Here is a 26,747-nt window from a genome sequence, read left to right on the forward strand (position 1 = left end):
TGCAGTTACGCCTGCTCCTTGGCTGCGAGGATAGTCATCCGAGAAATTCTTCGCCGCTTTTGCCGCCGAAGCCGGCCTCGTTGACTTCGGGCGACCTATTGGGCCGTTGGCGGACTGTGTTATGGCGGATCAACGGATAATGGCTTCGTCTTCGACGGGTTTCGAGAGAGCATGAGTAAAACGCAAGCAGAAATTTCTACCATTCTCATGGATAAGGTTGCAGATTGGCTGACCCAATCGGCGCTGGCGGGCAGCGACCTGGAAGCCTTGGTAAAGGGCTTTTGCGAACGGCTGGCTGCTGCCGGCCTGCCGCTAAAGCGGGTGCATTTGAGCTTTTCGATGCTGCACCCGCTTTATGATGCGCTTGGCTTCACGTGGATTCGCGGCCAGGGCATGGAAGTGGAAGGCTTCCGGGTTGAGCCCGGCGAGCCGTCCGACAGATTCCTGACCAGCCCGTACTACCATCTGCTCAGCAACAAGCTCGACCATCTGCGACGCCGGATCGACCCGTCATTGCCGCCGGAGTTTCCGATTTTCGGTGAACTCGCGCTTATGGGCGTCACCGACTACATGGCTTTCGTACATCCCTTCAGCGACGACACAAGTCAGGGCATGATCGGGTCTTGGTCCACCGACGGTACTGCAGGCTTCAGCGATAGCATGATTTCAGCGCTGCTTCGCATCCAGAGCCATCTCGCGATCGCAACCAAGATGGCGGTGCTTACCAAGCTCGCCGACAACATGATGACCACCTATCTCGGCGGCGACGCCGGCAGGCGCGTGCTTGACGGTCAGATCAGGCGCGGCGAGGGCGATACAATCCGGGCCGCACTTGTCATGGGCGACATGCGCGGCTCGACAAGGCTTGCCGCAACCTCGGGCCGTGAAATCTATATCGATACGCTGAACCAGTTTTTCGACGCCGTTGCCGCACCTTTCAATCGCAAAGGCGGGCAGATCATGAGTTTTATTGGGGACGGCTTCATTGCCGTATACCCTTGCGAACGGCACCGTTCGCAGTCCGAGATCGCCTGCCAGGCTGCTCTTGCGGCAGCGCATCAGGCTACCGCGCGCGTCGTGGATCTCAATCTGCGCCGAAAGCAGCAGGGGTTGTCCGACATAAAATTTGGCATCGGCCTGCATGTCGGCAATGTGATGTTCGGTAATGTCGGGCTTACCGACCGGCTCACATTCTCTGCCTTCGGCTCAGCTGTAAACGAGGTCCAGCGCCTCCAGATCCTGACCAAGAAGTATCCGCACAGCGTTCTCGCCAGCAAGGACTTCGCCAGCTATTGCGGCGCAAACAGCTGGCTGACGCTGGGCCATGAGGAGCTGACTGGCATCAAGCAGAAGCTGACGGTGCTTTCACCCGATCTGTCGGGTGCGCTCGCACTCGATGAGGACGGTGCGATGGAGACCATTCACGATCGGAAATCGGAGGCCGAGCAGGTCATGCTGCTGCACCGCGATGCCGCCCGGCTATCGGCGGGAGACCCGAGCAAGCTCCAGTAAGCGTAACGAACAGCCCGAACGCCCTTGGCAGGCCGTCCGGGCGCAGGTTCCGCCACTGGCCCGCTTCGAATCCAAGTTGCTACAAGCTGGCAATGCGGTAGTCTCGCTTTCTGGGAGCTGCCAGAGTGGGACTGGTGTGAGAATGAATTCGGGCGTTGATCTGCTACGGATCGAGGATGTTGGCATCTCTTTTGCCATTATTGGGGGACCCTTGCATGCGGTCAGGCGCGCAAATCTTCGCGTCCTGCCGGGCAAGGTCACCGCGCTTGTAGGCGAGTCAGGTTCCGGAAAATCGGTTCTCAGCCAGGCAGTGATGGGCATTTTGCCGAACACAGCCCATGTTCGCGGCCGTATCCTGTTTTCCGACCCTGAAAAACCCGGCATGACGCAGGATATCCTGCAGATGCCGCGTGATGGACCCGAAATCCGAGCGTTGAGAGGGAGCCGCATCGGCAAGATATTTCAGGAGCCGATGACATCGCTGTCGCCGCTGCACACGATCGGCAACCAGGTCAGCGAATCCCTGCAGATTCATACGCCCATGGCTCGGGCGGAGCGCAAGGCGCGGACCGAGGAAATGCTCAGCCTTGTCGGCTTTCCCAATCCCAGGCGCGCTTACGACATGTATCCCTTTGAACTTTCGGGAGGATTGCGTCAGCGCGCGATGATCGCCATGGCGCTTATCTGCCGGCCCGCCCTGTTGATCGCCGACGAGCCGACGACGGCGTTGGACGTCACCATACAGGCGCAAATCCTGCAATTGCTGCGCGGGCTTCAGACAAAGCTGAACATGGCGATGCTGCTGATCACGCACGACCTCGGCGTGGTCGCCAATGTCGCCGACGAGGTGGTGGTCATGTACCATGGCGAGATCATGGAAGCGGGACCCGTCGAGGCGATATTCCGCCGGCCAGGCCACCCTTACCTTAAGGGTCTGATGGCAGCCGTTCCGCATTTCGACCTGAAGCCTGGCGAAAGGCTAAAGGCGCTCCGCGAGGTGCCGGTGAGTGTCGGGAACCTGCTCGGCGAGCAGACGGCGCCGGCATCGAAGGGGCCGGACGACCTCCTGCTATCGGTCAGGGATCTGAAAAAGACCTTCACTATCCGCAAGTCCGGATGGTTCGGCGGGGATCATCAAACCTCTGTTCGTGCCGTGGACGGCGTGAGCTTCGATATCAGGCGGGGTGAGTGCCTGGGTCTGGTCGGCGAAAGCGGCTGCGGCAAAACCACCGTCAGCAAGATCCTTATGCGGGCTGTCACCCCTAGCGGCGGCTCTGTGATCTTCAACGGCCGCGATGGGCCGATCGACGTCCTGGAAGGCGAGGGAGATGCCCTGCGTATGCTGCGCGCGAAAATCCAGATGGTCTTCCAGGATCCGGTTTCGTCGCTTTCACCTCGCATGACGGTGGAGAACATCTTGAGCGAGCCGTTGGAAATCCATCAACGTGGCAATGCCGCGTCCCGACTTGCCACGGTGAAGAGCCTGATGCAGGCAATCGGGCTCGATCCGCGCTTTATCAAGCGTTATCCGCACAGTTTCTCCGGTGGGCAGCGTCAGCGTATCGGCATTGCGCGCGCCTTGGCGCTGGGGCCTGAACTCCTGATCTGCGACGAGCCGGTTTCGGCGCTCGATGTCTCTGTCCAGGCGCAGATACTGAACCTTCTGAAGGACCTGCAGAAGGAACTGGGTCTGACCTACCTGTTCATATCCCACAACCTGGCGGTGGTGGATTACATGGCAGACCGCATCGCGGTCATGTGCGGCGGGCGTATCGTCGAGCTTGCGCCGCGCGAAATTCTGCTTAGGAGACCGATCCACCCCTACACACGCTCACTGGTTGCCGCAGTACCTTTCCCTGATCTCGACAGGCCGATGGATTTCAAGACGCTGAAGCTCGGCGGCGCTTCCGACACCAGCGCTTGGGGACCGCAATTCCGCGACGAGGGCGAAGAGGATACGCTGTCGCCGCTCGACCTTGGCGGCGGCCACCTCGTGCTGGCCCGACGTTCGGCCGATGTCAGCGAGCTACGCCCTTGATCAGCCGGCGCACCGTCCTTGGGCTCATGGCTTCGGCATTTCTGCCGAATACGTCAAGCGCCGGCGATCTGGAGCCGGAATTTCTTCAGCCGCGGCTGCAGGCCGGGGCGCTGCCGGCACTCGCCGAACGTCTGCCGAAGCGCCCGCGCGCGTTGAATCTCGCTGCGATCGGCCGGCAGCCCGGCCAGTATGGCGGCACGCTGCGCACGATCATCGGCAGCCAGAAAGATATCCGGCTGATGACGATCTATGGGTATGCTCGCCTGGTCGGCTATGACGAAAAGCTCAACCTGCAACCCGACATTCTCGAAAGTTTCGACGTAGCGGATGATCGCGTCTTCACTTTCAAGATACGGGAAGGGCATAAATGGTCTGACGGTGGCACGCTGACGCCGGAGGATTTTCGCTATTGTTGGGAAGATGTCTGGCTGAACGATGAGCTTTCGCAAGGCGGGCTCGCCCCAGCCCTGCTGGCTGACGGCAAGCCGCCGCGCTTCGACATCGTCGATCCGTTGACGGTCCGCTATAGTTGGGATGCGCCCAATCCCGACTTCCTGCCCAAGCTCGCTGCTGCTTCGCCGCTATCGCTTGTTCTGCCGGCCGCCTATCTCAAGCAGTTCCACAAGAAATATCAGGATCCATTCCGGCTCGCCGGCCTGATGAAGGAGAACCGGGCCAAGAAATGGACGCTCCTGCATATCCGCATGTCGCGGCAGTATCGCCCGGAGAACCCGGATCTGCCGACGCTCGATCCCTGGCAGAACCGGACCAAGCCGCCGGCCGAACAGTTCGTCTTCGAGCGGAACCCGTTCTTTCATCGAATAGACGAGAATGGCCGGCAACTACCCTATGTTGACCGCATCGTCATGAATGTCAGCTCGTCGGCGATCATTTCCGCCAAGACCGGTGCGGGCGAGAGCGACCTGCAAAGCATGGGAATTGACTTCGCCGACTACGCCTTCCTGAAGGACGCGGAGAAGCGGTACCCGGTGAAGATGCATCTCTGGAAACGCACACAGGGTTCGCGGCTGGCGCTGCTACCCAATCTGAATTGCGCCGACCAGGTGTGGCGTGGCCTTCTTCGCGACGTTCGCGTGCGCCGCGCACTTTCGCTCGCTGTGGACAGGCGCGAGATCAACATGGCCGTGTTCTACGGATTGGCGCAGGAAAGTGCCGATACGGTCCTGACGGAGAGCCCGCTCTACCGGCCGGAATTTGCCAAAGCCTGGGTCGCCCATGACCCCGACCAGGCCAATGCCCTGCTCGACGAGGTCGGGCTTCAGACGCGTGACGATGACGGCCTGCGGATACTTCCCGATGGACGCCCGGCGCAGATCATCGTGGAAACGGCCGGCGAAAGCACGCTGGAAACCGACGCACTCGAACTCATCACCGATCACTGGCGCAAGATCGGCATTGCGCTGTTTATCCGGACTTCGCAGCGCGACATCTTCCGCAGCCGCGCGCTTGGCGGCCAGATCATGATGTCGATGTGGTCGGGCATCGACAATGGCGTGCCGACCGCCGACATGAACCCGTACCAGCTGGCCCCCACCATCGACGACCAGCTGCAATGGCCGCTCTGGGGTGCTCACTACTTGTCTCACGGCACGCTCGGCGAGGCGCCCGATCTTGCGCCTGTGGTCGAGTTGATGGCTTTGCTCAAGCGCTGGAATGCATCGACCGAAGCCACGGAGCGCGCCGAAATCTGGAATTCAATGCTGTCGATCTACACCGATCAGGTGTTCTCGATCGGCACGGTGAACGGAACGCATCAGCCGGTTCTGGCATCCTCGCGGCTGCGCAATCTGCCTGAAAAGGCGCTCTACGGCTACGACCCGACAGCCTATTTCGGTGTCTACATGCCGGATACATTCTGGCTTGGAGAGACCTGAGCGTGCTTCGATATATTGTCTGGCGCATCGCCGTGATGGTTCCAACGCTGCTGGTCATATCGGCGCTGGTGTTCACGATCATCGAACTTCCCCCTGGCGACTATTTCGACAGCTATGTTGCCGAGCTTCGGGCTCAGGGCGAAGCGGTGGATTCCGATCGCATCGAGATGATGCGCAAGGACTATGGTTTCGACAAGCCGCCGATCATTCGCTACTTCTACTGGGTCGGCGGGATGCTGCACGGCGATTTCGGCTATTCCTTCGAATATGAGCTGCCAGTTCGCGACGTCGTCGGGGAGCGAATGTGGCTGACCGTGCTGGTTTCCTTCGTCACGATCGTCTTCACCTGGCTCATCGCCTTTCCGATCGGCATGTACTCCGCCACGCATCAATACAGCTGGGGCGACTACGGCCTGACCTTCTTCGGCCTTCTCGGCCTTGCCATTCCGAACTTCATGCTGGCGCTGATCCTGATGTATTTCGCCAATATCTGGTTCGGCACGTCCATCGGCCATCTCATGGACCAGCAATATCTCAGCGAGCCGATGAGCTGGGCCAAGGCGAAGTCGATCCTCGCCCATCTTTGGATCCCGGTTTTGATCATCGGCACCGGGGGCACGGCAAGCATGATCCGGCGGCTGCGCGCCAACCTGCTGGATGAGCTACACAAGCAATATGTCGTGACCGCGCGCGCCAAAGGCCTTCATCCCTTTAAGGCGCTGGTCAAATATCCGCTGCGCATGGCGCTTAATTTCTTCATTTCGGACATCGGCTCCATCCTGCCGGCCATTATCTCCGGCGCTGAAATCACGGCGATCGTGCTGTCTTTGGAAACGACCGGGCCGATGCTGATCAAGGCGCTGCAGAGCCAGGACATGTATCTGGCGGGGTCGTTCCTGATGTTCCTCGCTTTCCTGACGGTCATCGGAGTCCTGATTTCCGACCTGGCGCTGGCGCTGCTTGATCCACGAATTCGTTTGCAGGGCGGCAGCACCAAATGAACACGCAATCGCCGCTGCCCGCTCCGGGTGCCCCACTGCAACACTACGTTTCCATCGCGCCCTTTGACCTGCAGTCGGTCGAGGCGATGACGCCGGAGCAGTCGAAGGTTTTTCAGGCGTCACAGTTGCGGCTGATGTGGTGGAAATTCCGACGGCATCGGCTTGCCCTTATATCCGGCATGTTCCTGGCAGCGCTTTATTTCGGGATACTGATCTGCGAGTTCCTGGCACCCTACAATCTGCACACGCGCAACATGGACTACATCTATTCGCCGCCGCAGCGGGTGCACCTGTTCCACAACGGCCAGTTCGTCGGGCCGTTCGTCTATGGCCGCCAGATGACGCTGGATATGGACACGCTCAAGCGGAACTACATCGAGAGACAGGATGATGTACAGCGGATCCGCTTCTTCTGCAGGGGCGACGGTTATCGGTTCTGGGGTCTGATCGAAGGTGACAGGCACCTTGTCTGCCCTGCCGAAAACGGCCAGCTCTTTCTTGCCGGCACTGACAGGCTAGGGCGCGATGTCTTCTCGCGCGTCATCTATGGCGCACGCATTTCACTGACAATCGGGCTCGTCGGCATCAGTTTCAGCTTCCTGCTTGGCATAGTCATCGGAGGCCTGGCCGGCTATCACGGCGGTATCTTCGACCTGATCGTTCAACGGATAATCGAAATTCTGCAATCGATTCCCAGCATTCCGCTATGGCTGGCTCTGGCCGCGATCATGCCGATGACCTGGAGTCCGATCCTGATCTATTTCGGCATCACCGTCATCCTCGGGCTGCTCGACTGGACCGGACTGGCGCGGGCAGTGCGTTCAAAGCTTCTAGCCTTGCGCGAGGAGGATTACGTTCTGGCCGCGCAATTGATGGGCGCCAGCAGCAGCCGCATTATCCGGCGGCACCTCATTCCCGGTTTCATGTCGCATCTGATCGCGACGGCGACGATTTCCATACCAGGCATGATCCTGGGCGAGACGGCGCTCAGCTTCCTCGGGCTCGGACTGAGGGCGCCGATAACCAGCTGGGGCATCCTGCTCACCGAGGCGCGCAGCGTCAGCGTGATCGCGTTCTATCCATGGCTGCTTTTGCCGATGCTCCCCGTCATTCTCGTCATCCTGGCGTTCAACTTCCTAGGCGACGGCTTGCGGGACGCCGCAGACCCCTACAAGTGACATCGCTGTCCCGCCGCGCGCCGGGCCCGCCGGCTGCACCGGCAAGACCCCTGTTGGCAGCCTGTTCGGTTGTTGCGGTGTTGATCGTTCGCCTCTATATGCGGCGAGGCTCGATCGGGGGTTTAACCCGTGAACCGTTATGGTCGCGGGCATTGCCGATCACTTGAGCCGGTTCAGGACACAGACGCATATGTCTCGCCTCGAGAGCTTCATCCGCAGGCTGACCGCACAGCGCGACATTCTCGATCAAGTCTGCGCGGGGGTGGCGAAGATCGAGGGCCCCGTGCTCGAACTCGGCCTCGGCAACGGCCGGACGTTCCATCATCTGCGCGAGCGCCTGCCCGGACGCCGGATCGTGGCATTCGACCGCGCGCTCGCCGCGCACGCCAGCTCAATCCCCGAAGCTGAAAACCTTGTGCTCGGCGAAATACGCGAGACGGCGAACAGGTTCATTGGCATAGACGCCGCCCTTGTTCATGCCGACATTGGCACCGGCTATGACGATCGCGATGCAGTGACCGCTACCTGGCTTCCCGATCTGACCGCGCGCCTGCTTCGCGTCGGCGGCATCGCGGTCAGCGGCACGCCGCTCGACCACCCGCAGTTGCAGCGCCTCTTGCCGCCGCCTTCGGTGCCCGCAGATCGTTATTTTATCTATAGGCGCGTGTAAGAGCCGGAACGACTCAGGTCTTCAAGGGATCGTATATACTGCTATCTCTCGCTCAATGCCGCGCAGCGAGACCTCGTGGGCTACGGGCGTCAGCGCGTTCCTGTGCAACAGGTCGGCGGTGAGATTGTCGTCGACCACCGCGCGAGTGGCGAAGATCGCCTGTGCGTTGGCAAGGTTCTGGACCCGCGACGCAATGTTGACCGTCTGGCCGAAATAATCCTGCCGCTCGTTCAAAGACACGGCGATGCAGGGGCCGGCATGGACGCCGATCTTGAGCAGCAAATCCTCGCGCCCGCTCGTGTCGTTGAGCGCACGCATCGCATCGCGCATCCTGAGGGCCGCGGCAATCGCACGATCGGGCGTCGCGAAGGTCGCCATAACCGCATCACCGATCGTCTTCACCACCGCGCCGGCCTCCGCCGCCACGATCTCGTGCAGAATCTGGAAATGCGCGCGCACGAGATCGAAGGCCGCAAGGTCGCCCACCCGCTCGTAAAGCGCGGTCGATCCGCGCAGGTCGGTGAACAGGAAGGTCAGGCTGGTAATCTTCAGGCGCTGGTCGATGTCGAGTGTATCCGTGCGATAGAGATCGCGGAACGTCTGGTTGGTGAGCAGGCGCTTGGCGGTGAGGAAGGGCCGGCGTTTGCCCAGGAAATCATGCAATGCCTCGCCGGCGATGAAGACCGTCGGCAGCACGCGGGTTTCGGTCCTGTTTTCCAGCGAAATGCGCAACGGGCCAGGTTGCATCTCCAGCGTCTGGTTCTGGATATGGTCGCGGTCGAAGACTAAAGAGAGACTTCGGCGCTCCTTTGTTGGTTCGCCCTTCACGTCGATGAACTGCGCTGAATGGGTGACCGGCTCGAAGACGATAATGAATTCGGACGGAAGCTGTATGGGCAGAACCGCCTTTTCACCGGGCGCAAGTTCGATATCCTCCAGCGAGAACGCTTCCAGCTTTTTCGCGAAATCCTCATCCGGGACATCGACGCCGGACGCCCAGTAGATCTGGCGGAAATATTCCACCATCGGCAGTTCGTGTGGATTGTGGGCCGCAATCCTGCGTATGCGGGGACTGACGGTGAATGTCACCTCGACCATCTCGTCGAGGGTCGGCGAATAGCCCTGCGAGCACAGTGCGCAGCTGTATTCGTCCTTCTGAAGGGTTTTCAGCGTGGCGTTGGTGTCGAGCACGCCGCCACAGCCGGGGCACAGGACATTCCAGGAAATGTCGAAGATGCCGACCCGCGCAGCATGGAGAAAGGCGCTTATGGCGCGCTCCTCGTCGAGGCCATGCTTGCTGGCGAAGGCCAGCGTATTGATGCGGCAAAGTTCACGGTCCTCGCCCTCCGCGATGGTTCGCTTGATCGCTTCGATTGCCAGTGGATCGACATCGGTCGATTGCCGCAGAAGCGAGAACAGATCCTGGGCTTCGTTCATCGTGCAGGCTCCGGAAAATGCGCCCTCGAGGCGAGTTGACCGGACCGCGCTTTGGTCCGAGTGCCCCATTTTACGTCGAAACGGACCGTACGGCCATTCGAATAGATGAGCCTGGTGACAGTTCAATTCCCATTCGGCAGATTTTCACCGGCCGCAAGCGGCACTTTGATGGTATATAGGCATTCATCTTTGGGGCTCGCTCCCATGCCGACATCCAACAACCCACCGTTTCCCGCGGCCCTGCGCCTTTTCTCTGTGGCGGTCATCATCGTCTTGATCGTGGGCGCGGGCCTGTTTTTCGCGCCTGTGCTGGTCAAGCCGCGCTGGCCTTGGGCCGTCACGCCGTTCAATGCCCGCTTCCTCGGCGGCTTCTACACCGCCGAAATGGTCGTGATGGCGGCGCTCCTGTTGTGGAATCGCTGGTCGCCCGGCAGGCTCGTGCTCGTCATGGCCTTCATCTTCACCGTCATCGTGTCGGCGGCTTCATTCATCAATCTCGGCTATTTCAACTTCGAGCGCAAAGCACCGTGGCTCTGGTTTTTGGTCTATCTTGGCTCGGTCGCGGTATCCGGGGTGTTCCTGTGGCGGGCCAGGGCGCGTCCTTCGGCAAAAGGCGTGACGTTAAGCGCCGCATGGCGCGGCTACATGCCGGTGGAATCGGCGATCCTTGGGCTCTATGGCGTCGGCCTGCTGCTGTTTCCCCTGACATTCAGCAGCACCTGGCCATGGCCGGTCGATGCCTTCCACGCTCAGGTCTATAGCGCCATCTTCCTCGCCGGTGCGGGCGGCATATATCTTGTGTGGAGAAGCGCGCCGCGCGAGGAACTGCTGGTGCTCGGCCTGGCGCAGTTTCTGGTTGGCCTGCTTGCCATCCTTGGCCTCGTCATCACCGACGCCGCGGTGCACCGGATCGGCTGGACGGCGACCGGAACATTGGCGTGGCTCGCCCTTTTCGGCTGGATCGGCATCAGCGGCGTCTTCAAACTGTACGTCGCCTCTCGTTACTTTGGCTCGCAATCGGCATCATAGATTGCAGAGACGGCTGGATTTTCAGGTGACGTCCGGTGCATCGTGCCCAGCCGATTACCATAGAGCATTTCATCGTTCCAAAGGAAACGGCGAACTGCTCTATCTTTGTTCGGACGCAATTCCGGGCGGAAAACCGCTTACACTTTCCTGGAATTGCTCTAGCCGGGAACGCCATGAACAGCACGACTTCGCCATCCTCCGAGAAAATCCAGCCGCAGCTCCGACCCGTGCGGCCAAGCGATGCGGAGGCGCTTTGCACGATCTTCAACATGCCGGGCTTCCGCTGGGGCACTTTCAGGATGCCCTTCGAGAGGGTGGAGCAGGTGGAGCGGCGCATCGCCAAGTCCGGCCAGGAAACCACCTGGATCGTTGCGGAGCTGGACGGCAAGGTCGTCGGCCATGGCAGCTTGGTCGTGCAGGGTTCGCCGCGCCGTTCGCATATCGGCGAGATCAACATCGGCGTCGACGATGCCTTTGTCGGCAAGGGCATTGGCTCTGCCATACTTGGCGCGCTGCTTGACGTGGCCGACAACTGGCGGGCCCTGAAACGGGTCGAATTGACGGTCTATGCCGACAACGAACCGGCCATCCGTCTCTACACCAGCCACGGTTTCGAGGTCGAAGGTCGGCATGTGAAGGCCGGCTTTACCGACGGGCAGTACCACGACCTGCTGAGCATGGCCCGGCTGCGATTCTAGGATCCGCTGTATGGTCTTAACTGTCTGGTCTCCCTTGGCGTTTGCACCGCAAGCGGCTAGACGGGACCAATGACCGCCGTCTTTGATCCACCCCCTACGCCCCCGGCGGAAATTCTGGCGGTGCTTTCGCTGCTCTGCCCGGAAGTGGTGCGTGACATCGAGCAGAACTGGAATTCACAGGTTTCCGATTACGCCCGCCATCTGTGGCGGCCGGTGGCAAGGCCTGCATCAGGCCCGGCGATCGCTGCCCGCTCGATCCTGCGCGAAGTCCTGCATCAGCGCCTCAGTGTGATTGTGCAGCCTGAGGAGATCGGCAAGGCCCTCGAAGAGTTCGAGCACAGACCGGTGATTCAGTCCGGCCTGCATTGCCTGCTTCTGATGGACCGGATCACCTTCGATGCCCTCCTGCTTGCCTGGCTCGGCGCGGTCGAAAGCGGGCTGTCGGCCTTCTTCGCTTTCATGGGAACGACGATGACCATGGAGACAATTGGCCGGGAGGGGCCGGGCTGGCTCGATGTCGGCGACGACAAGGTCAACCTGTTTGGCATGGGCCGCCACAAACTGTGCCGCAAAAGCGCCTGCGCGGCCGGTCCCGTCTCCCTCAACAAGCGTGCGCTCGAAGCAGTCGGCGATGAAACCGATGCCAGCCGCTGGCTGGGCACGCTGCTTGCCAGCCAAAACAAGGTGTTTGGAACCGCTGCCGATGCGCTGACAGCCCTCAACGAGGATCTGGTCACCAATTGGGATCGTTCCGGCATGGCCCTGCCGGTTTTCATCGATGATCGGCTCGCCGCGGTTGCTGTAGCGCGGCATCTGGAAGATGACGGCAGCCTTCTTTCCAAGCTGCTCATCGAGCCCGCAAGACGCCAGCGCCTCGAGCATGCCTTGCAAGAGGCCGCATCGGGACCATTCGGCAGATTCCTGCCCAATGCCACGGACTATTTCTGGGGTATCCGCGAGCAGCGAGTACGCAAGCTCGTGCTGAAGAACGGGCACCTGATCGAGCCTGACAGGCCGCATGGTCTTTCCATCCCGTTCGAGCGGCCGCAGCTTGGGCAGGCGCTGCTGGATGGCGTGCTGCTGCCGAACTTGTTCCTGATGTTCCTCGCCCTTGCCATATTGCCGCGGGTGCGGGTCGTGGGCGGCCTGAGGCAGATCGGCTATGTAGCGCTTTTCCACTCGATCCTGCTGGCTGCGCTAGACGAAAACGTGCCGCAAGAGCGCGATCTGGCTGCGGAGCTGCAGGTACGGGAAAATGCCTGGGGCACTCGGGTCATTGATGAGAAGACCTCGGTCCGCGAGCAGCTTGCCGGCTTGCCGGAGGGGGCGCTCTTCCCGGACTTGCTTCGGCAATACCGATTGCGGACATTTGCCGAGACGACCGAAGACCTGAAACTGGTTCGTGAAAACGCCCGATGGCGCAAGATCGGCCAGGCAGGAATCAAGGCGACCTGAGCCTCTCACGTCAGGCCCTATTTCAGGGGGATGTTCTGGTGCGCAACCGCAAGCGAGGGCGGCGTCTGATCCAGTCGCATCATTCGAGCACCGCCTCGACAATGGCAACAAAGTCATCGAGCGAGCGATCCCCGCGAACCTCGATGCGCGGAAGGTCGATGGGATCGCAATCGAGGTCCGCCGGCCCGTGTCTACCGCCGAAGCCGATCCGATAGCCGCACTCCCTGGCCAGCCGGCCAAGCCTTCGGTCGGTGACAGAGAAGGGCGCCGCGAACGCCGTGGTTGGCCGACCGATCCACCGTTCGATGACCATACGAGAGCGCAGGAGCTCGGCGGCCAGGCCAGAACTCGACAGACCATCGATGGCGCGATGCGTCGCCAGATGGCTTCCGAAGAACGCACCTTCGGCGGAGAGGCGTCGCACCGTCCCGGCGTCCATAAGCTGCGTCGGCGGGCCGATCTCGGCGTCCCAGCGTGCGCTTTCACCCACCAGGTCCGTCACCAGGAACACTTCCGCGGTCAGGTCGTTCGCGCGCAAGGTCGGCCAGGCATGGTCGGCAAAGTTCTGGAAGCCGTCATCGAAGGTGATGAGCACCGGGCGGCCAACGAAAGGGCTGCGGTTGGCGATGAACCCTTCCAACTGCTCGGAATTAATCGCGTGAAAGCCATTGGCGCGCAGCCATCTCATCTGGCTGGCGAATGCGGTGGGCGTGAGCCGAAAGCGGGCGAGCGCGGCCGGACCATCGTCGGAGACGCTGTGATACATGAGGACAGGGATACGCTGCCGCCGCTCGTTACGCGCGACGTCGCGGCGCAAGGCCCGCGCCCCGCCCCAGACGATATTTCGCGCGACGCTGATTTCGATAGGCGCGCGGATTGGCACATAATCGATCACCGGTTCCGTCGCCACATCGTCCGGCGACAGCCGGCGGAAGCGGTCAATACGGTAGAGCTCGGTCTGGATCGATTGCTCGAGCACGAGACCTTCGGTCGCTGCCAGCGTCTCCGAGATCGCTTTTGCACCGAATGTGTTCCAGTCGAAGCCCGTCCTTTCAACATTGTCACGCAGCACGAATGCGTGCGCGCTGATGAAACTGCCGCCAGGCGCCAATGCTTCGGCGAATTTTTTGGCGATGCGCCGCAGCTCGGCGAGATCATCCAGATAGTAGAGCACTTCCGAACAGAAGATCAGATCCATCCCACCCGGCAGCGTGTCGGCAGCGAAATCCAGTACGCCGAACTCAACATTCGGCTGATCGCTGCATCGCGCGCCCGCCCGCTCGATGGCTATGGCGGAGATGTCAGTTGCGGTCAAACGGCCCACACGCGGCGCCAGCTGCCGCGTGAAGTGGCCCTCCGCGCAGGCCAGCTCAAGCGCCCGTCCGATGGGACCGGCAGGAAGGATTTCGAGCTGCCGCTCATATTTTTCCTGCTCATAGCGCGAACCGTAGCTCCAGGGATCCTCGGTCGCGAAATAGCTATTCCAGAACGCCGTGCGATCACTCCTATCCGTGGTCCGTGCTCGGCGCGGCGTTGCAGGAGGTTCTGCGGGTTCGGCGCTCGACCGAACCAGCTCCAGCGCTTCCGCGGCCAATTGCGCGAGTTTGCCGAAGTGGCTGTCCGGATCAGACCGGCGTTCCGCTGTGGATAATGCCTCGGCACTGTCTGAAAGCCGGTCAGGGGGCAGGATGTCCAGGATCAATTCGATCCAATGATCCGTTGTCACTGTTCCGAGTACGCCGAACTGCACGACAGCGTCGATCTGGCCATCCATGATCAGATGGGCATAGATTTGATCGGTTCCTTCCGGCAGTTCGGTCGAGGTCGGATTTCGAGCGTCGACGCGAAGTCCAAGTGTCCGCGCCAGACTGCGCGGCGCGGCAAGATCGTCGGCCTCGAGAAGCATCTGCTCAAGGTGATACTGGACGCGGCGAGCCGCGGCGGCATTGTCCCAGACCTTGCCGAGTCCGATAATCAACTCAGTAATAGCGCCGCCGAACCTGTCCCACCTGGCAGCCAATTGCGCCGGCACCGACAGGCTCCCTACCATAAGGCCATCGACGGCCACCCTGGCGATCTCACGCGCCCACTTACGTGCTACCGGAAGCGCGCGCAGGGACTGCGGGTCGATCGGGAGCGAGCTGCGGCCGCAATCCGACGCGGTGTTCCACAACGCGAACCATGCGAGGGCTTCGGAGGCGGAGCAGCCGTTCGCTTCTATCGCACCATTGGCGTGAGCCGCTGCCGGGTCTTTGACCCTGGAATCAGGAGAAAAGCCGCGGGCGATCACGATTCCCGCATCTGCCAGCATCTGCGTCGAATCGCGGGAGAGCGAGTTGGGGCTGATCCGATAGAAAGCGAGCGGCTCGTCGACCATTACCCAATTTTTGCCCAGGCGTGCGAGGCGCTGCCACAGATCCCAGTCCTCGCAGGTGCGCAGCGACACATCGAAACCGCCCAACTCGACAATTGTCTCCCGGTCGACCAGCAGCGCGTGAGTACAGACGGCACACTGGCGGGCGAATGTTTCGAAGGGCTGGATCGCGACCTCGGTTGAGATGCTCGACGGGGTGAGTTCGCCATCGGGCATCACACGCCGAGAACCGCAATAGACGGCCGCCGCATCGGCAGCGGTTTCCAGTGCGGCCAGCATTTTCGCAAGGAAGCTGGCATCCACCCAATCGTCCGCATCCAGAAACATGAGCCAGTGGCCGCGCGCTGTCGAAATCCCGCTATTGCGCGCGGCGGCGGCGCTATACGCGCACGACCTCAACGTCCGAAATCGGGCATCGCGCTGCACATAGCCGGCGATGATCGAGGGGGTGCGGTCTGTGGAGGCGTCGTCGACGATGATCGCCTCCCAATCCGCCATTTGCTGATCGAGAAGGCAATCGAGCGCGCGCGCCAGCGTCGCCTCCGCGTTGTGCGCAGGCACCACGATTGAAACCAAGGGGTCATGCGCCACGCCGTCTTACCCGCGCCTGGTTCGAGGGGAGAACAAGGGTTCCGAAACGTAGCCGGCGATTTCCTGGTTCATCGAGCTTTGGTTTTCTTCGGCAAGAGTCGGCTGTCAAAAACGGATGATGGCATCGGATGGCAGTACTGCTCTGTCAAGATCGGCGCGATCCAGAAACAGGCAAAAAGGATCGACCGCAGCTCAAGGCCCGCCCCCTGACTCACCCTGTCATTGCACGATACCGGCTTTGCGGAGCCCGTCCACCGCGACTTCGAAATCGGCAGGGTTCTTGTAGGGCAAGACTTTGCGACGGTATTCCAGCGAATAGTCGGGATTGACGCGAAGCACCTCCTCCCATGCCGCGCGGGCCTCGGCGAAACGGCCCAGATGGCCGTAGCAGGCGGCTAGAAGCGCGCGCGAGACGTCGGTGACGGCGTTGCGAGCCAGCCGTTGCATCAAAAGGTCAACGGCCTCTTCGTACCTCCCTAATTGAAACTGGGCCAAAGCCTGGAAGTGCAGAAGCACGTCCGGAAAGTAGGGATTCAAGGTCTTCCCCCGGGCGAAACTCTCGAGGGCCTCCTCGGATCTGCCCGAATAGTACAGCGCCTCGCCGAGGATGACGTGCCCTTCGGCGAAGTTCGGATTGAGGACGATCGCGCGCTCGGCCTCGTTGATGGCGCCGTCGTGCCGTCGAGTGTACAGCTTAGTGATAGCCAGCGCCCAGTGCGCCCAGGGATTGCTGCCATCCAGCGTTACCGCTTGCGTTGCGACCTCTTCCGCTTGCGCCATCGATTCCGACGGCGACGCACTCCACCTGTTCAGGTAATCGAGTCCGTGCGTGAGGGCGAGGAAAGCGTGAGCAGAGGCAAACGTCGGGTCCAGTTCGATGGCACGTTGCAGGAGGTCGCGGGCTGCGATGTTCGTCTCCCTCGTCAGCCGGTGCCACAGTTCCCGGCCCCGCAGGAAATAGTCATACGCCTCCGTGTCGCGCGAGTGCTCGGGCGCCAGCCGCTGACGGTCACCGTCAGTCAGATTGAGCGCCAGCGCACCGACGATCTGCTGCGTCACGTCGTCCTGCACGGCGAATATGTCGGTCAGGTCGCGGTCGAACCGCTCCGCCCAAAGATGGCCGCCCGTAGTTGCATCGATGAGCTGTGCGGTGATGCGCACCCTGTTCCCCGACTTGCGTACGCTGCCCTCAAGTACATGCCGCACGCCGAGCTTCGCGCCCACCTCCTGCACACGGACGTTCTGGCCCTTGAAGGTGAACGACGAATTGCGGGCGATGACGAAGAGCTGCGACAGTTTGGACAGCGCCGTGATGATGTCTTCAGATATGCCATCGGCGAAGTAGTCCTGTTCGGTGTCCCCGCTCATGTTGGCGAACGGCAGGACGGCGATCGACAGCTTCGGCGGCGCTGCCGTCGTCGGCCGGCTCGTCGCGGTTTCCGAGGCCGCGGCCGCCTTGGTCGCGGCGCTGCCGACTTGCAGCGAATAGACCCTGATCGGCTCGGCGATGTTCTTGAGCTGCGTGCTCCCGAGATCGCTGACCGAGAGGTCGAGCCTCGCCTTGACCTGGCGATAGGCATCCTCGGACAGGCAGATAGCGCCGGGCGACGCGACGCCCTCCAAACGCGAGGCGATGTTGACGCCGTCGCCCATCAGGTCGCCGTCACTTTCTTCCACCACATCCCCCAGATGGATGCCGATCCTGAACTCGATGCGACGGTCCTGCGGCACGCCGGCATTGCGCTCAACCATACCATTTTGAACCTCAACGGCGCAGCGCACGGCATCCACCACACTGCGGAACTCAACCAGCGCCCCATCCCCGGTGCGCTTGATCACCCGCCCGTTGTGCACTGCGATGGTGGGATCGATCAGGTCGCTGCGCAGTGTCCGCAATCTTGCCAAAGTAAGATCTTCGTCCGCGCTCGCGAGCCGGCTATATCCGACCACATCTGCAGCCAGGATTGCCGCTAGCTTACGATTCTCGCTCATGGTCCATCTCCTCATCTCCACGATAGCAGGAAGAAGGAGGGCAAGAGGGAACTTTCGCAAACGATGGCTACCCAGCGGTCCGGATCGGCAGCGCTCTGCCACAGGGTCCACACGGGTCGCTCGACGCCCATTTGCGCTGCCGCTTGCTGGTAGACGGCTATCGGTTCATGCTTGTGAATACCGTGACCGTGAAGCGCTAAGCGAGATCACGCCGTCACGGCCGCAAGTGAGGTCTTGCTCTATGGAGTGCTCAGGCTGCGGTTTCGAGGTTGAGGGCGGTTTCGCTTTCTGTCCGAAGTGTGGCAGGCGCCAGCCCGTGCCATGCGCCGGTTGCGGCTACCTCTGCGCACCTGATTTCGAGTTCTGTCCGAAATGTGGGGCAAGCCTCGGCGCGCCGGCAAAGGGCGTTGAACGGCCTGCTCCGACACCAAGCCGGACGATTGAGCCGCCTTCTCGAACTCCGTCGCTGCTTGCGAACATCGAGAGCGAAGAACGGCTGCATCCCGTCTCTGACGCCGATCGCCGGACGGTAACGGTCCTGTTCGCCGACCTTTGCGGCTTCACGACACTCAGCGAGCAGCTCGACCCCGAGGTCATGCAAACGCTGCAGAACGAACTGTTCAAGGAATTGACAGCGGCCGTGCGAAACTTTGGTGGTTTCGTGGACAAATTCATCGGCGATGCACTGCTCGCTTTGTTCGGTGCACCGGTCGCGCACGAGGACGATCCGGAACGTGCGCTCCGCGCCGCTCTCGACATGATCGCCCGGACGGCACGGCTCGGCGAACGCACCTCCCACTCCGGCTCGCCTCTGTTACTCCACATCGGCATAAACACCGGTCCGGTCGTTACTGGAGGATTGGGCATCGGCGCCGCCAAATCCTATTCGGTGACCGGAGACACAGTGAATACGGCGCAACGCCTGCAATCGCTGGCCGCACCGGGTGAGGTGCTGGTCGGCGAGCTCACTCACAGGCTGACCCGGCATGCCTTCTCTTACGAGTCGCTGGGGGATGTCGTGCTTCGCGGCAAGGCTGGCAGTGTGCTCGTCCATCGACTGGATGCACCGCTTACGGCGCCGCGCGCGGCGCGCGGGCTCGAGGTGCTCGGCCTCAGTGCGCCGATAATAGGTCGCGGTGCGGAGCTGAATAGAATGCTGGCGAGCCTCGACCAGGCGTGCGGCGGCTCGGCCCAACTTGTCCGCCTCGTCGGAGAAGCCGGTATCGGGAAATCGCGGCTGGTGAAGGAGTTCGTCGCCCGCGTCGGCGACGAGGATCGTTTTCGCAACGTCGCCGTGCGGCAGGCCACGTGCTCACCGCTGGGCGAACAATCATTTGGCGCCTTGGGCGCAGTGGTGCGCAGCGCTGCCGGGATGATGCAAAACGACAGCGGGGACGAAATGCGGGGCAAGCTCGCGGGCTTGCTTACCGATCTCGGCCTGCAGGGCGAGGAGGCGAAGCGGCTGATGCCTTTGCTCTACCATGTGCTTGGCCTTGGCGACCCCGATGCCACCCTGCAGCATGTCGAGCCCGAGCAGTTGCGGCGGCAAATTCTCTACGCGGTCCGCACCATCATCGAACGGCGGCTTGCGTTGTCGCCGCTTTTGATTGTCGTCGAGGACCTGCACTGGGTCGACGCCGCGTCGCTCGAGGCACTGCGTTTCGTGATGGACAGGTTGGAACGTACGCGGTTGATGTTGCTGGTCACGCATCGTCCGGCGCCGGACAACGACCAGCTCGACTCAAGTCGGGTCAGTCACACAGCGCTCAGGCTTTCGCCGCTCAACAGTAGTGACGGACGCAGCCTGCTGGCGGCGCTTTTCGGCGAGAGCTGGGTAAGCTCCGCAGGCGGGCTTGTCGACCAGATCCTCGAGCGCGCGGGTGGCAACCCGCTTTTTGTCGAGGAGATCGTTCGCGGCCTTATCGATGGCGGTGTCCTGATGCGCGAGGGCCAGCGATGGCGGACCGTGGCAGGCGAAGTCGCAACCGGCATTCCCGCCACTATCCAGGCAATGTTGCTTGCCCGCGTCGACCGGCTGCCCCCGGAGGTGCGCCGGTTGGCCCAGGAAGCCGCGGTAATCGGCCCGCGCTTCGATGCCACACTTCTGAAAGCGGTGACAGCCGACCCCGGCCGGTTGGAGGCAGGCTGCGAATTGCTTTGCGATGCGGAAATCATCGAGGAGGTTGCAGGATCAGGCTCGGTCTCGTCGCAAAGCTACCGCTTTACGCAAACATTGCTGCAGGACGTGATCTACCAGAACCTGCTCCTGCAACGCCGGACCGATATCCACGGGCGGGTCGGTACCGCCTTGGAGCAACTGTGCGGCGACAAGCCGGAACGGCTCGAGGATTTGACCGCGCTCGGTCATCATTTCGCACAGAGCGCCGAGCGGGAGAGGGGGGCGCATTACCTGCAGGCGGCGGGCGATCGCGCTCGCATGATATACGCCAACGACGACGCGCTTCGTCTCTACGAGCGAGCACTGACTGCGTTGGGCGCGATCGGGCAAACACCGCTCAAACTGGCAATTCAAGAGCGCATTGCCGATTTGAGCGGCCCGCTAGGCCGCCGCGAAATCGCGCACCGCCACTACGAGACGGTCTTGCAGGCATACCGCGAATCCACCGATCGTGTCGCTTCGGCGCGCGTTTTGCGCAAGATCGGGCGGCTGTTCTGGGATGTCGGCAAGCGGGACAACGCGGAATCCCGCTATGCTGAAGCGGCAGCGCTCCTCGATGGAGCTGATGCCCCGATCGAGCAGGCGCATCTCTGGCAAGAACGTGGCCGACAGGCGTTCCGTAGCGGAGATCACGCTCTCGCCGCAAAATGGGCGGACGCGGCGCTGGATTGCGTAAGCACTCTGACAACGGAGCATGTTTCCGAAGGAGGGGCTGACGCCACTCTCGTGACCGCCGAGGCACTTAATACCAAGGCTGTTGCACTGGCTCGCCTTGGACGAAACCGCGAAGCCGTTGGCCTGGTTGAACGTAGCATTGAATTGGCCGAAGCCGCCGGTCTACCCGGCGCGGCGTGCCGCGGCTACACCAATCTCGGCGTGCTTTACACGACCATCGATCCCGCAAAGGCAATCGAGGTCTGTCGGCGCGGTCTTGAAGTGGCGCGCCATATTGGTGATTTGGGTTTCCAGGCGCGCCTCCTCGCCAATCTCGCGGTTGCTTGCTGCACTTTCACGGATCGCTGTCCAACGGAGGGCGTGCCTGCTGCCGAGAAGGCCATCGAGATCGACCGGGCGCTCGACCAGCGCGAGCACCTGCCGGTGCCGTTAATCGTGCTTGGGCAGATCCACCAGTGCAATGGCCGTCCGGAACTGGCGGTTGGGTTGTTCCACGAAGCACTGGACGTAGCCCGCGAAACGGGCGAGCCCCAACTGCTGTTTCCGTGCTATGATGGTCTTGCAACGCTTAGTCTCGACCTCGACAATCTGGCCGAGGCCGAACGCTACTTTTCCCTGGCGCAGGGCATATGCGCCCAGCACGGGCTCGACCCGGAAGCGCTTGTGGTGCTGCCTTTTCTCGACTAGCCGGGGTGGGAGGTTGGAAATGGCCGCGCGTATTGACTTGATACCGCTTCAGCCGGGCGACCGAGCGCCGAACGTGGTACTCGACGCCATTACCCAGGAAGGCAAGATCGCGCTTGACGACTTTCGCGGACAAAAACCGGTGTTGGTCGGCCTGTTTCGAGGTCTGCACTGTGCGTTTTGCCGGCGCCATATTGCCGCCCAGGCGCGGCTTGATCCGGAGCTGCGCGAAAAGGGTGTGGGGAGCCTGACGGTGGTCAATACGCCGATCGAGCGGGCGCGTCTCTATTTCCGCTACCACCCGATGCCGAATCTGCTTGCGGCCTCCGACCCTGAACGCGCTTCACATCGTGCTTTTGGATTGCCCAATCTCGAATTCACCCAAGACGAGACGAACTGGCCGTACAAGGTCTCGATGGCAGCGGTAAAGGATATGAGGATCGACATACCAGGCGAGTTGCCCGGTCCCATGGATCCTATCGCAGCCGGCGAAATCCTTGGCAAAAAGGACCACTACGAAATGACCGAAGCCGACGAGCAGATGATGGCAACGGGACACGGACAACTGGTCGGTCAGTTCCTGCTGGATCGCCAGGGGATCGTCCGCTGGAGCTTCACGGAGGTTCCAGAGGGCGGGCGATACATGTTTGCGGCGCCAAGCCCCCAGGAGCTGATGTCAGCCGTGTCCCAAGTCGCCCAATAGATTTGTAGATGGCTCCGTATCGTGGGGTCGCTGCCACAGCACCCCTTCCAATCGTCAGCATGCCGTCAATGGCGGCGGGAGCCATTCCACACCATCCGACCGCAGAAAAGACTGCAATGAACCAGTTGAGGCGTCAAAGAGGGGGAGGGGTCACCCTATTGCTCATGACACAGCTTTCAAATCACTCTTCGTCCTGGTTGTTGGGTTCGCCAGGACCATATGAGAGGGTACGATGGAAACGGATTGGCGAACAATCCGCTAACGTATTGATTTCATATAGGAAACGTTGACCCACCGGGCCCACCATTCCAAGGTTTCTATTTCGCAGGGTCGATCTGCTCTCGCCGTGGTGCGGTTTCCGGTACGCTCTCCCAGCCGCTTAAGAGCCGGAGTCTACGCAATGGTGACAAGCAAAAAAATTCTGTCGTCGATGGCGCATTCACGACATCCGGTGCGCGACACGGACGTTAGTCACAGTGAACATGTCTGAACATCCGATCAAGCGCTCGCTCGTCTTCTTTCTGGTGCCGGATTTCACCATGGTCGCCTTTGCGACTGCGCTGGAGCCGATCCGCATCGCCAACCGGATGCTCGGCTACGAAGCCTATAAGTGGCGGCTGGCTAGTATCGACGCGCGGCCCGTGCCCGCTTCGAGCGGCGTGCTGTGTGCGGTCAACACCTCGTTGCAGGACGAGCGGCGGATGCTGGCTGGCCCCGACAGGCCATCGATGGTCATCGTCTGCACCGGCATCAACGTCGAGCGTTATTCGAACAAATCTGCCTTGGCCTGGTTGCGCGAGGAACATGCTCGCGGCGTTGCGATCGGCGGCCTCTGCACCGGCGCCCATGTGCTGGCGGCTGCCGGGTTGCTCGCCGGCAAACGCTGCGCCATCCATTGGGAAAACCTGCCAGGCTTCGCCGAGGCATTTCCGAACGCGCATGTGTTTGCCGACCTCTTTGAGGTCGATCACGACATCTACACATGCGCCGGCGGCACGGCCGCTCTTGACATGATGTTGAAGCTGATCGGCGATGATTTTGATGAATCCCTGGTCAGTCGCGTCTGTGAGCAGGTGCTGACCGATCGGGTGCGCGGCGCAAGCGATGGCCAGCGACTGCCTTTGCGAGCGCGGCTCGGCATTCAGAATTCGAAAGTGCTGACCATAATCGAACTGATGGACGCTAACCCGTCCGACCCAATATCCGTGGGCGATATTGCCAAGCAAGTCGGACTGTCGCGACGGCAGATCGAGCGTCTTTTCCGCGATGAGATGGGGCGCTCGCCCGCCCGTTATTATTTGGAGATACGCCTCGAGCGTGCACGACATATGCTGATCCAGTCATCCGTGCCGATAGTCGAGGTGGCCACCGCATGCGGCTTCATTTCAGCGTCGCATTTTTCCAAATGCTACCGCGAACTCTACGCCCAAACGCCGCAGCAGGAACGATTGGAGAGGAAATACCCCGCCGCCTCATAGGCGTCATCAATTTTGTCGCTTCCACGACTGGTTCGGCCAGGTAGCCGGGCGAGCGTCTACTGGCGCCGCGCTTGGACAGCGACCAATCCGACTGGCTCGACATAGGATTTCGCAGAGCGCCGCAGCATGGCCTGCCTTTGCCCGGGTAGGCTCTTCCCTACCCGGGATCTACCGGTTCCCCACCGACCCGCCAGATTCCTCCCATCCTTCCCTGCCCACCCTTTCTACCCTGACGGGTGTGGTGGAGGAGGGTCAAATCCGACACTTCGAAACGGCGCCAACGGCGAACGCTTCACGTTCGTCGTCCGCGACCTTGGTCTCGCAGGAGGTCGGGTCTTTGACGTCCAAGGGGAGTTTTTTAGGAACTGGTTTCGAAATTGATTTGGGAGGTCACGCATGTCGACTACAAGCAGGTTACGGGGCATAGATACGGCGGTATTCTGGCCGGCCCTAACCATAACAGCCGCGTTCATCTTATGGGGAGCCACTGCCCCGGATAGCCTCGCCTCCGTGACGAACGCCACGCTCGCGGCGATCATCAATGGTTTCGGATGGGGCTTTGTTGTCTCGACGGCTATGTTTCTGGTCTTTGCCGGGTTCCTGGCGATCAGCCGTTTCGGCAAGATCCGACTTGGAGCCGACGACGAGTTGCCGGAATTCACTACCGTTTCGTGGGTGTGCATGATGTTCAGCGTCGGCATGGGCATCGGACTGATGTTCTGGGGGGTTGCCGAGCCGGTCTTCCATTTTGGCGCGCCGCCTCACGGGCTGGCCGCCCCGCAGTCCAAGGAAGCTGCGCTGATCGCAATGGAATATGCCTATTTTCATTGGGCGCTGCACCCTTGGGCGATCTACGCCATTGTCGGTCTGGCTATCGCCTATTTCACTTACCGCAAGGGCCTGCCCATCCTGATCTCGAGCGCATTCACCCCCTTGCTCGGCAGCGCGGTCAACGGACCGATCGGCAAGACGATCGATATTCTCGCCCTCATCGCCACGCTGTTCGGCACTGCGACATCGCTCGGCCTTGGCGCACAGCAGATCAACAGCGGTCTGAATTTTCTCTGGGGAACCGGCGAGGGAACAGGCATTGCCCTTGCGATCATCGCTGTGCTGTCGGTGCTGTTCATCCTTTCGGCAGTGTCGGGAGTCGGCAAGGGCGTCCAGTTCCTGAGCAACATGAACATGGTTGTCGCCGCCGCCTTGCTGCTCTTCCTGGCCGTTGTCGGACCGACCGTCTTCATCCTCAACACCTTCACCGAAGCGCTCGGCGAATACCTGACCAATCTCGTCACGATGTCGTTCCGCACCGCTGCCTTCAGCGACGGCAAATGGCTGAGCAGCTGGACCATCTTCTACTGGGCGTGGTGGGTTTCCTGGGCACCTTTTGTCGGCGTTTTCATTGCCCGCATCTCCAGGGGGCGGACGATCCGCGAGTTCGTCATCGGCGTTCTGCTCATCCCGAGCGGCGTAACCTTTCTCTGGTTCACCATCATGGGCGGCACCGCGCTGCACTCTGAACTGATGGGGGTCGGCGGACTTGTCGAGGCGGTCAACACCAAGGGTGCCGCCATCTCGCTGTTTGCCCTACTCGAACAATATCCGGGAACGGCGCTCACCTCGTTCGTCGCGATCTTCCTTGTGGCGATCTTCTTCATCTCGGGAGCTGATGCCGCCTCGATCGTGATGGGTATGCTGTCGTCACGCGGCACGCTTGAGCCCGCGCGCATCGTCGTGGTCCTCTGGGGCGTCCTAGCGGGCGCGTCGGCCTGTGTGCTGCTGGTGATGGGAGGCCTGGAGGGCCTGCAGACCGCGTCGATCATCGCGGCAGCACCCTTCCTTGTCGTCATGGTCGGGCTGTGCATCTCGCTGTGGATGGCGCTGCTGGACGACCTCGAAGGGCGGGGTGAACCCGCCTCTCTCCTGCCCGAAGCCCAGCCTGTCACGGCAGCGGCAGAATAGCTACAGCACCGCCATTCAGGCGGCCAACAAACCGCATCTGAAAATGAACTTCAGGTGCGGTTTGCCGATCCGCGCCGCCGCGACCGGCGCTCCTCATCGTCGCCACCGGCAGCGCGACAAGATCAAGCCAAAAGCAAATCCAACTGGGTGCCCGAAGGGAGGGCGAAAGATGATAACCGACCCGCAAATCTGGCTCAGCCTGCTGACGCTTACAGCGCTCGAAATCGTCCTGAGTGTCGACAACCTTGTCGTGATCTCGGTTCTGGTCAGCAAACTTGCTCCCGAGCTGCAGCCAAAGGCGCGGTTTCTCGGAATGGCGCTGGCCCTCGTTCCGCGACTGATCCTGCTGCTGTTCATCGGGTGGATCATTGGCTTGACCGAACCTTTGTTCGAGGCCTTCGGGCACGGCTTTTCCGGGAAGGATCTCATCCTGGCAGGCGGCGGTCTGTTCCTCATCTACAAGGCCACCCAGGAGATACATGCAAGTCTCGAGGGAGAAGAGGGCCACATTGGTGCCACCGTGCGCGCAGGTTTCGTAGCCGTCGTGTCGCAGATTGCCCTGATCAACCTCGTGTTTTCCATTGACTCGATCGTGACCGCCGTCGGCATGGCCAACCAGATCTGGGTCATGGCCGTCGCTGTCGTCGCGTCGATGGCCGTCCTGATCGCGGCCGCCGGACCGGTTGGAAAGTTTGTCGATGCTCACCCTACTGTGAAGATGCTGGCACTCGGCTTCCTCATCATGATCGGCATGACGTTGGTCGCGGATGCCTTTGGCGTCCATGTCCCCAAGGGTTATATCTATTCAGCGATGATCTTCTCGATGGCGGTCGAAGGCGTGAACATGCTGCACCGCCGAAAAGCCAGGCCCGTTCATTTGCACAATCAGTATGGGCCGGAGGTTGCGGTTGCGGCCAACGGCGGACACACACGATCCGTAGCGGTTTCTCAAACCCGCAAACAGGCAAATGAAGCCTGACCGTTATACACCCTCCGGGCCCACCAAAGCACTGTCTACCGACTGATTTCCTTTATTTTTATTGGAGACCTCGAAATCTGGGACTCGAAACCCACCGGCGCTCGAACCGCTCCAAGCGACTCTCAGCCGCTTTGGCTGGAAGGCTGCCCGACGGAATGCGTGCCCTGTGGCTTGCGCCTCAAGGCGTCGTGAATCCGCGCGATGCCCTTGCCATGAC

General features: G+C 61.3%; 17 protein-coding genes and 1 pseudogene. 14 read left to right on the forward strand and 4 right to left on the reverse strand.

Going from position 1 to position 26,747, the window contains the following annotated elements; all coding sequences use genetic code 11:
* Positions 1–171: 171 nt before the first annotated feature.
* The 6 genes from EJ073_RS30430 (at position 172) to EJ073_RS30455 (ending at position 8,294) form a co-directional block, all read left to right on the forward strand.
* On the forward strand, positions 172–1,512 hold the full coding sequence (locus EJ073_RS30430; protein WP_126058884.1) for an adenylate/guanylate cyclase domain-containing protein: 1,341 nt from the start codon (positions 172–174) through the stop codon (positions 1,510–1,512).
* Between the two features lie 142 nt (positions 1,513–1,654).
* Positions 1,655–3,550 (forward strand): ABC transporter ATP-binding protein, encoded by a 1,896-nt coding sequence (locus tag EJ073_RS30435; RefSeq protein WP_126059398.1) that lies wholly within the window; start codon positions 1,655–1,657, stop codon positions 3,548–3,550.
* Positions 3,547–5,445, forward strand: coding sequence for an ABC transporter substrate-binding protein (locus EJ073_RS30440; protein WP_126058885.1), 1,899 nt, complete (start codon positions 3,547–3,549; stop codon positions 5,443–5,445). Before EJ073_RS30435 ends, EJ073_RS30440 begins: the two co-directional genes overlap by 4 nt.
* 2 nt (positions 5,446–5,447) lie before the next feature.
* A complete protein-coding gene (locus tag EJ073_RS30445; RefSeq protein WP_126058886.1) occupies positions 5,448–6,446 on the forward strand; it encodes an ABC transporter permease in 999 nt (332 codons plus the stop codon).
* Positions 6,443–7,624 (forward strand): ABC transporter permease, encoded by a 1,182-nt coding sequence (locus EJ073_RS30450; protein ID WP_126058887.1) that lies wholly within the window; start codon positions 6,443–6,445, stop codon positions 7,622–7,624. Before EJ073_RS30445 ends, EJ073_RS30450 begins: the two co-directional genes overlap by 4 nt.
* Positions 7,625–7,814: 190 nt before the next feature.
* Positions 7,815–8,294 (forward strand): class I SAM-dependent methyltransferase, encoded by a 480-nt coding sequence (locus EJ073_RS30455; protein ID WP_126058888.1) that lies wholly within the window; start codon positions 7,815–7,817, stop codon positions 8,292–8,294.
* Between the two features lie 21 nt (positions 8,295–8,315).
* On the opposite strand, the gene EJ073_RS30460 is transcribed toward EJ073_RS30455, so the two are convergent.
* Positions 8,316–9,731: an adenylate/guanylate cyclase domain-containing protein gene (locus EJ073_RS30460; protein ID WP_126058889.1), complete on the reverse strand. Its 1,416-nt coding sequence runs from the start codon at positions 9,729–9,731 to the stop codon at positions 8,316–8,318.
* 105 nt (positions 9,732–9,836) lie between these two features.
* Between EJ073_RS30460 and EJ073_RS30465 the strand changes: the two genes are divergently transcribed.
* The gene (locus EJ073_RS30465; protein ID WP_245455428.1) at positions 9,837–10,760 is read left to right on the forward strand and encodes a hypothetical protein; all 924 of its coding nucleotides are present in this window, start codon (positions 9,837–9,839) and stop codon (positions 10,758–10,760) included.
* 173 nt (positions 10,761–10,933) lie between these two features.
* The gene (locus tag EJ073_RS30470; protein WP_126058890.1) at positions 10,934–11,458 is read left to right on the forward strand and encodes a GNAT family N-acetyltransferase; all 525 of its coding nucleotides are present in this window, start codon (positions 10,934–10,936) and stop codon (positions 11,456–11,458) included.
* Between the two features lie 228 nt (positions 11,459–11,686).
* Here EJ073_RS30470 and EJ073_RS32670 read toward each other — a convergent pair whose 3' ends face one another.
* Positions 11,687–11,824, reverse strand: coding sequence for a hypothetical protein (locus EJ073_RS32670; protein WP_245455429.1), 138 nt, complete (start codon positions 11,822–11,824; stop codon positions 11,687–11,689).
* A 105-nt stretch (positions 11,825–11,929) separates the two neighbouring features.
* On the opposite strand from EJ073_RS32670, the gene EJ073_RS30475 reads away from it, so the two are divergent.
* Positions 11,930–12,913, forward strand: coding sequence for a hypothetical protein (locus tag EJ073_RS30475; RefSeq protein ID WP_245455430.1), 984 nt, complete (start codon positions 11,930–11,932; stop codon positions 12,911–12,913).
* A gap of 79 nt (positions 12,914–12,992) precedes the next feature.
* On the opposite strand, the gene EJ073_RS30480 is transcribed toward EJ073_RS30475, so the two are convergent.
* On the reverse strand, positions 12,993–15,878 hold the full coding sequence (locus tag EJ073_RS30480) for a trifunctional glycosyltransferase/class I SAM-dependent methyltransferase/polysaccharide deacetylase (RefSeq protein ID WP_126058892.1): 2,886 nt from the start codon (positions 15,876–15,878) through the stop codon (positions 12,993–12,995).
* A gap of 219 nt (positions 15,879–16,097) precedes the next feature.
* Entirely contained in the window at positions 16,098–17,870 is a 1,773-nt protein-coding gene (locus EJ073_RS30485) for an adenylate/guanylate cyclase domain-containing protein (protein ID WP_126058893.1), read from the reverse strand.
* 241 nt (positions 17,871–18,111) lie between these two features.
* Here EJ073_RS30485 and EJ073_RS30490 point away from each other — a divergent pair, with 241 nt between their 5' ends.
* The 5 genes and pseudogenes from EJ073_RS30490 to EJ073_RS30510 form a co-directional block, all read left to right on the forward strand.
* The gene (locus EJ073_RS30490; RefSeq protein ID WP_189347385.1) at positions 18,112–21,411 is read left to right on the forward strand and encodes an adenylate/guanylate cyclase domain-containing protein; all 3,300 of its coding nucleotides are present in this window, start codon (positions 18,112–18,114) and stop codon (positions 21,409–21,411) included.
* Between the two features lie 19 nt (positions 21,412–21,430).
* Positions 21,431–22,111 (forward strand): redoxin domain-containing protein, encoded by a 681-nt coding sequence (locus EJ073_RS30495; protein ID WP_126058894.1) that lies wholly within the window; start codon positions 21,431–21,433, stop codon positions 22,109–22,111.
* Between the two features lie 482 nt (positions 22,112–22,593).
* The gene (locus EJ073_RS30500; RefSeq protein WP_348627276.1) at positions 22,594–23,589 is read left to right on the forward strand and encodes a GlxA family transcriptional regulator; all 996 of its coding nucleotides are present in this window, start codon (positions 22,594–22,596) and stop codon (positions 23,587–23,589) included.
* Positions 23,590–23,985: 396 nt separating this feature from the next.
* Positions 23,986–25,551: a BCCT family transporter gene (locus EJ073_RS30505; protein WP_126058896.1), complete on the forward strand. Its 1,566-nt coding sequence runs from the start codon at positions 23,986–23,988 to the stop codon at positions 25,549–25,551.
* A 169-nt stretch (positions 25,552–25,720) separates the two neighbouring features.
* Positions 25,721–26,398, forward strand: a pseudogene (locus EJ073_RS30510) (TerC family protein); the annotation flags it as partial.
* Positions 26,399–26,747 lie beyond the last annotated feature (349 nt).

Source organism: Mesorhizobium sp. M4B.F.Ca.ET.058.02.1.1, from assembly GCF_003952505.1.
Classification (GTDB): domain Bacteria; phylum Pseudomonadota; class Alphaproteobacteria; order Rhizobiales; family Rhizobiaceae; genus Mesorhizobium.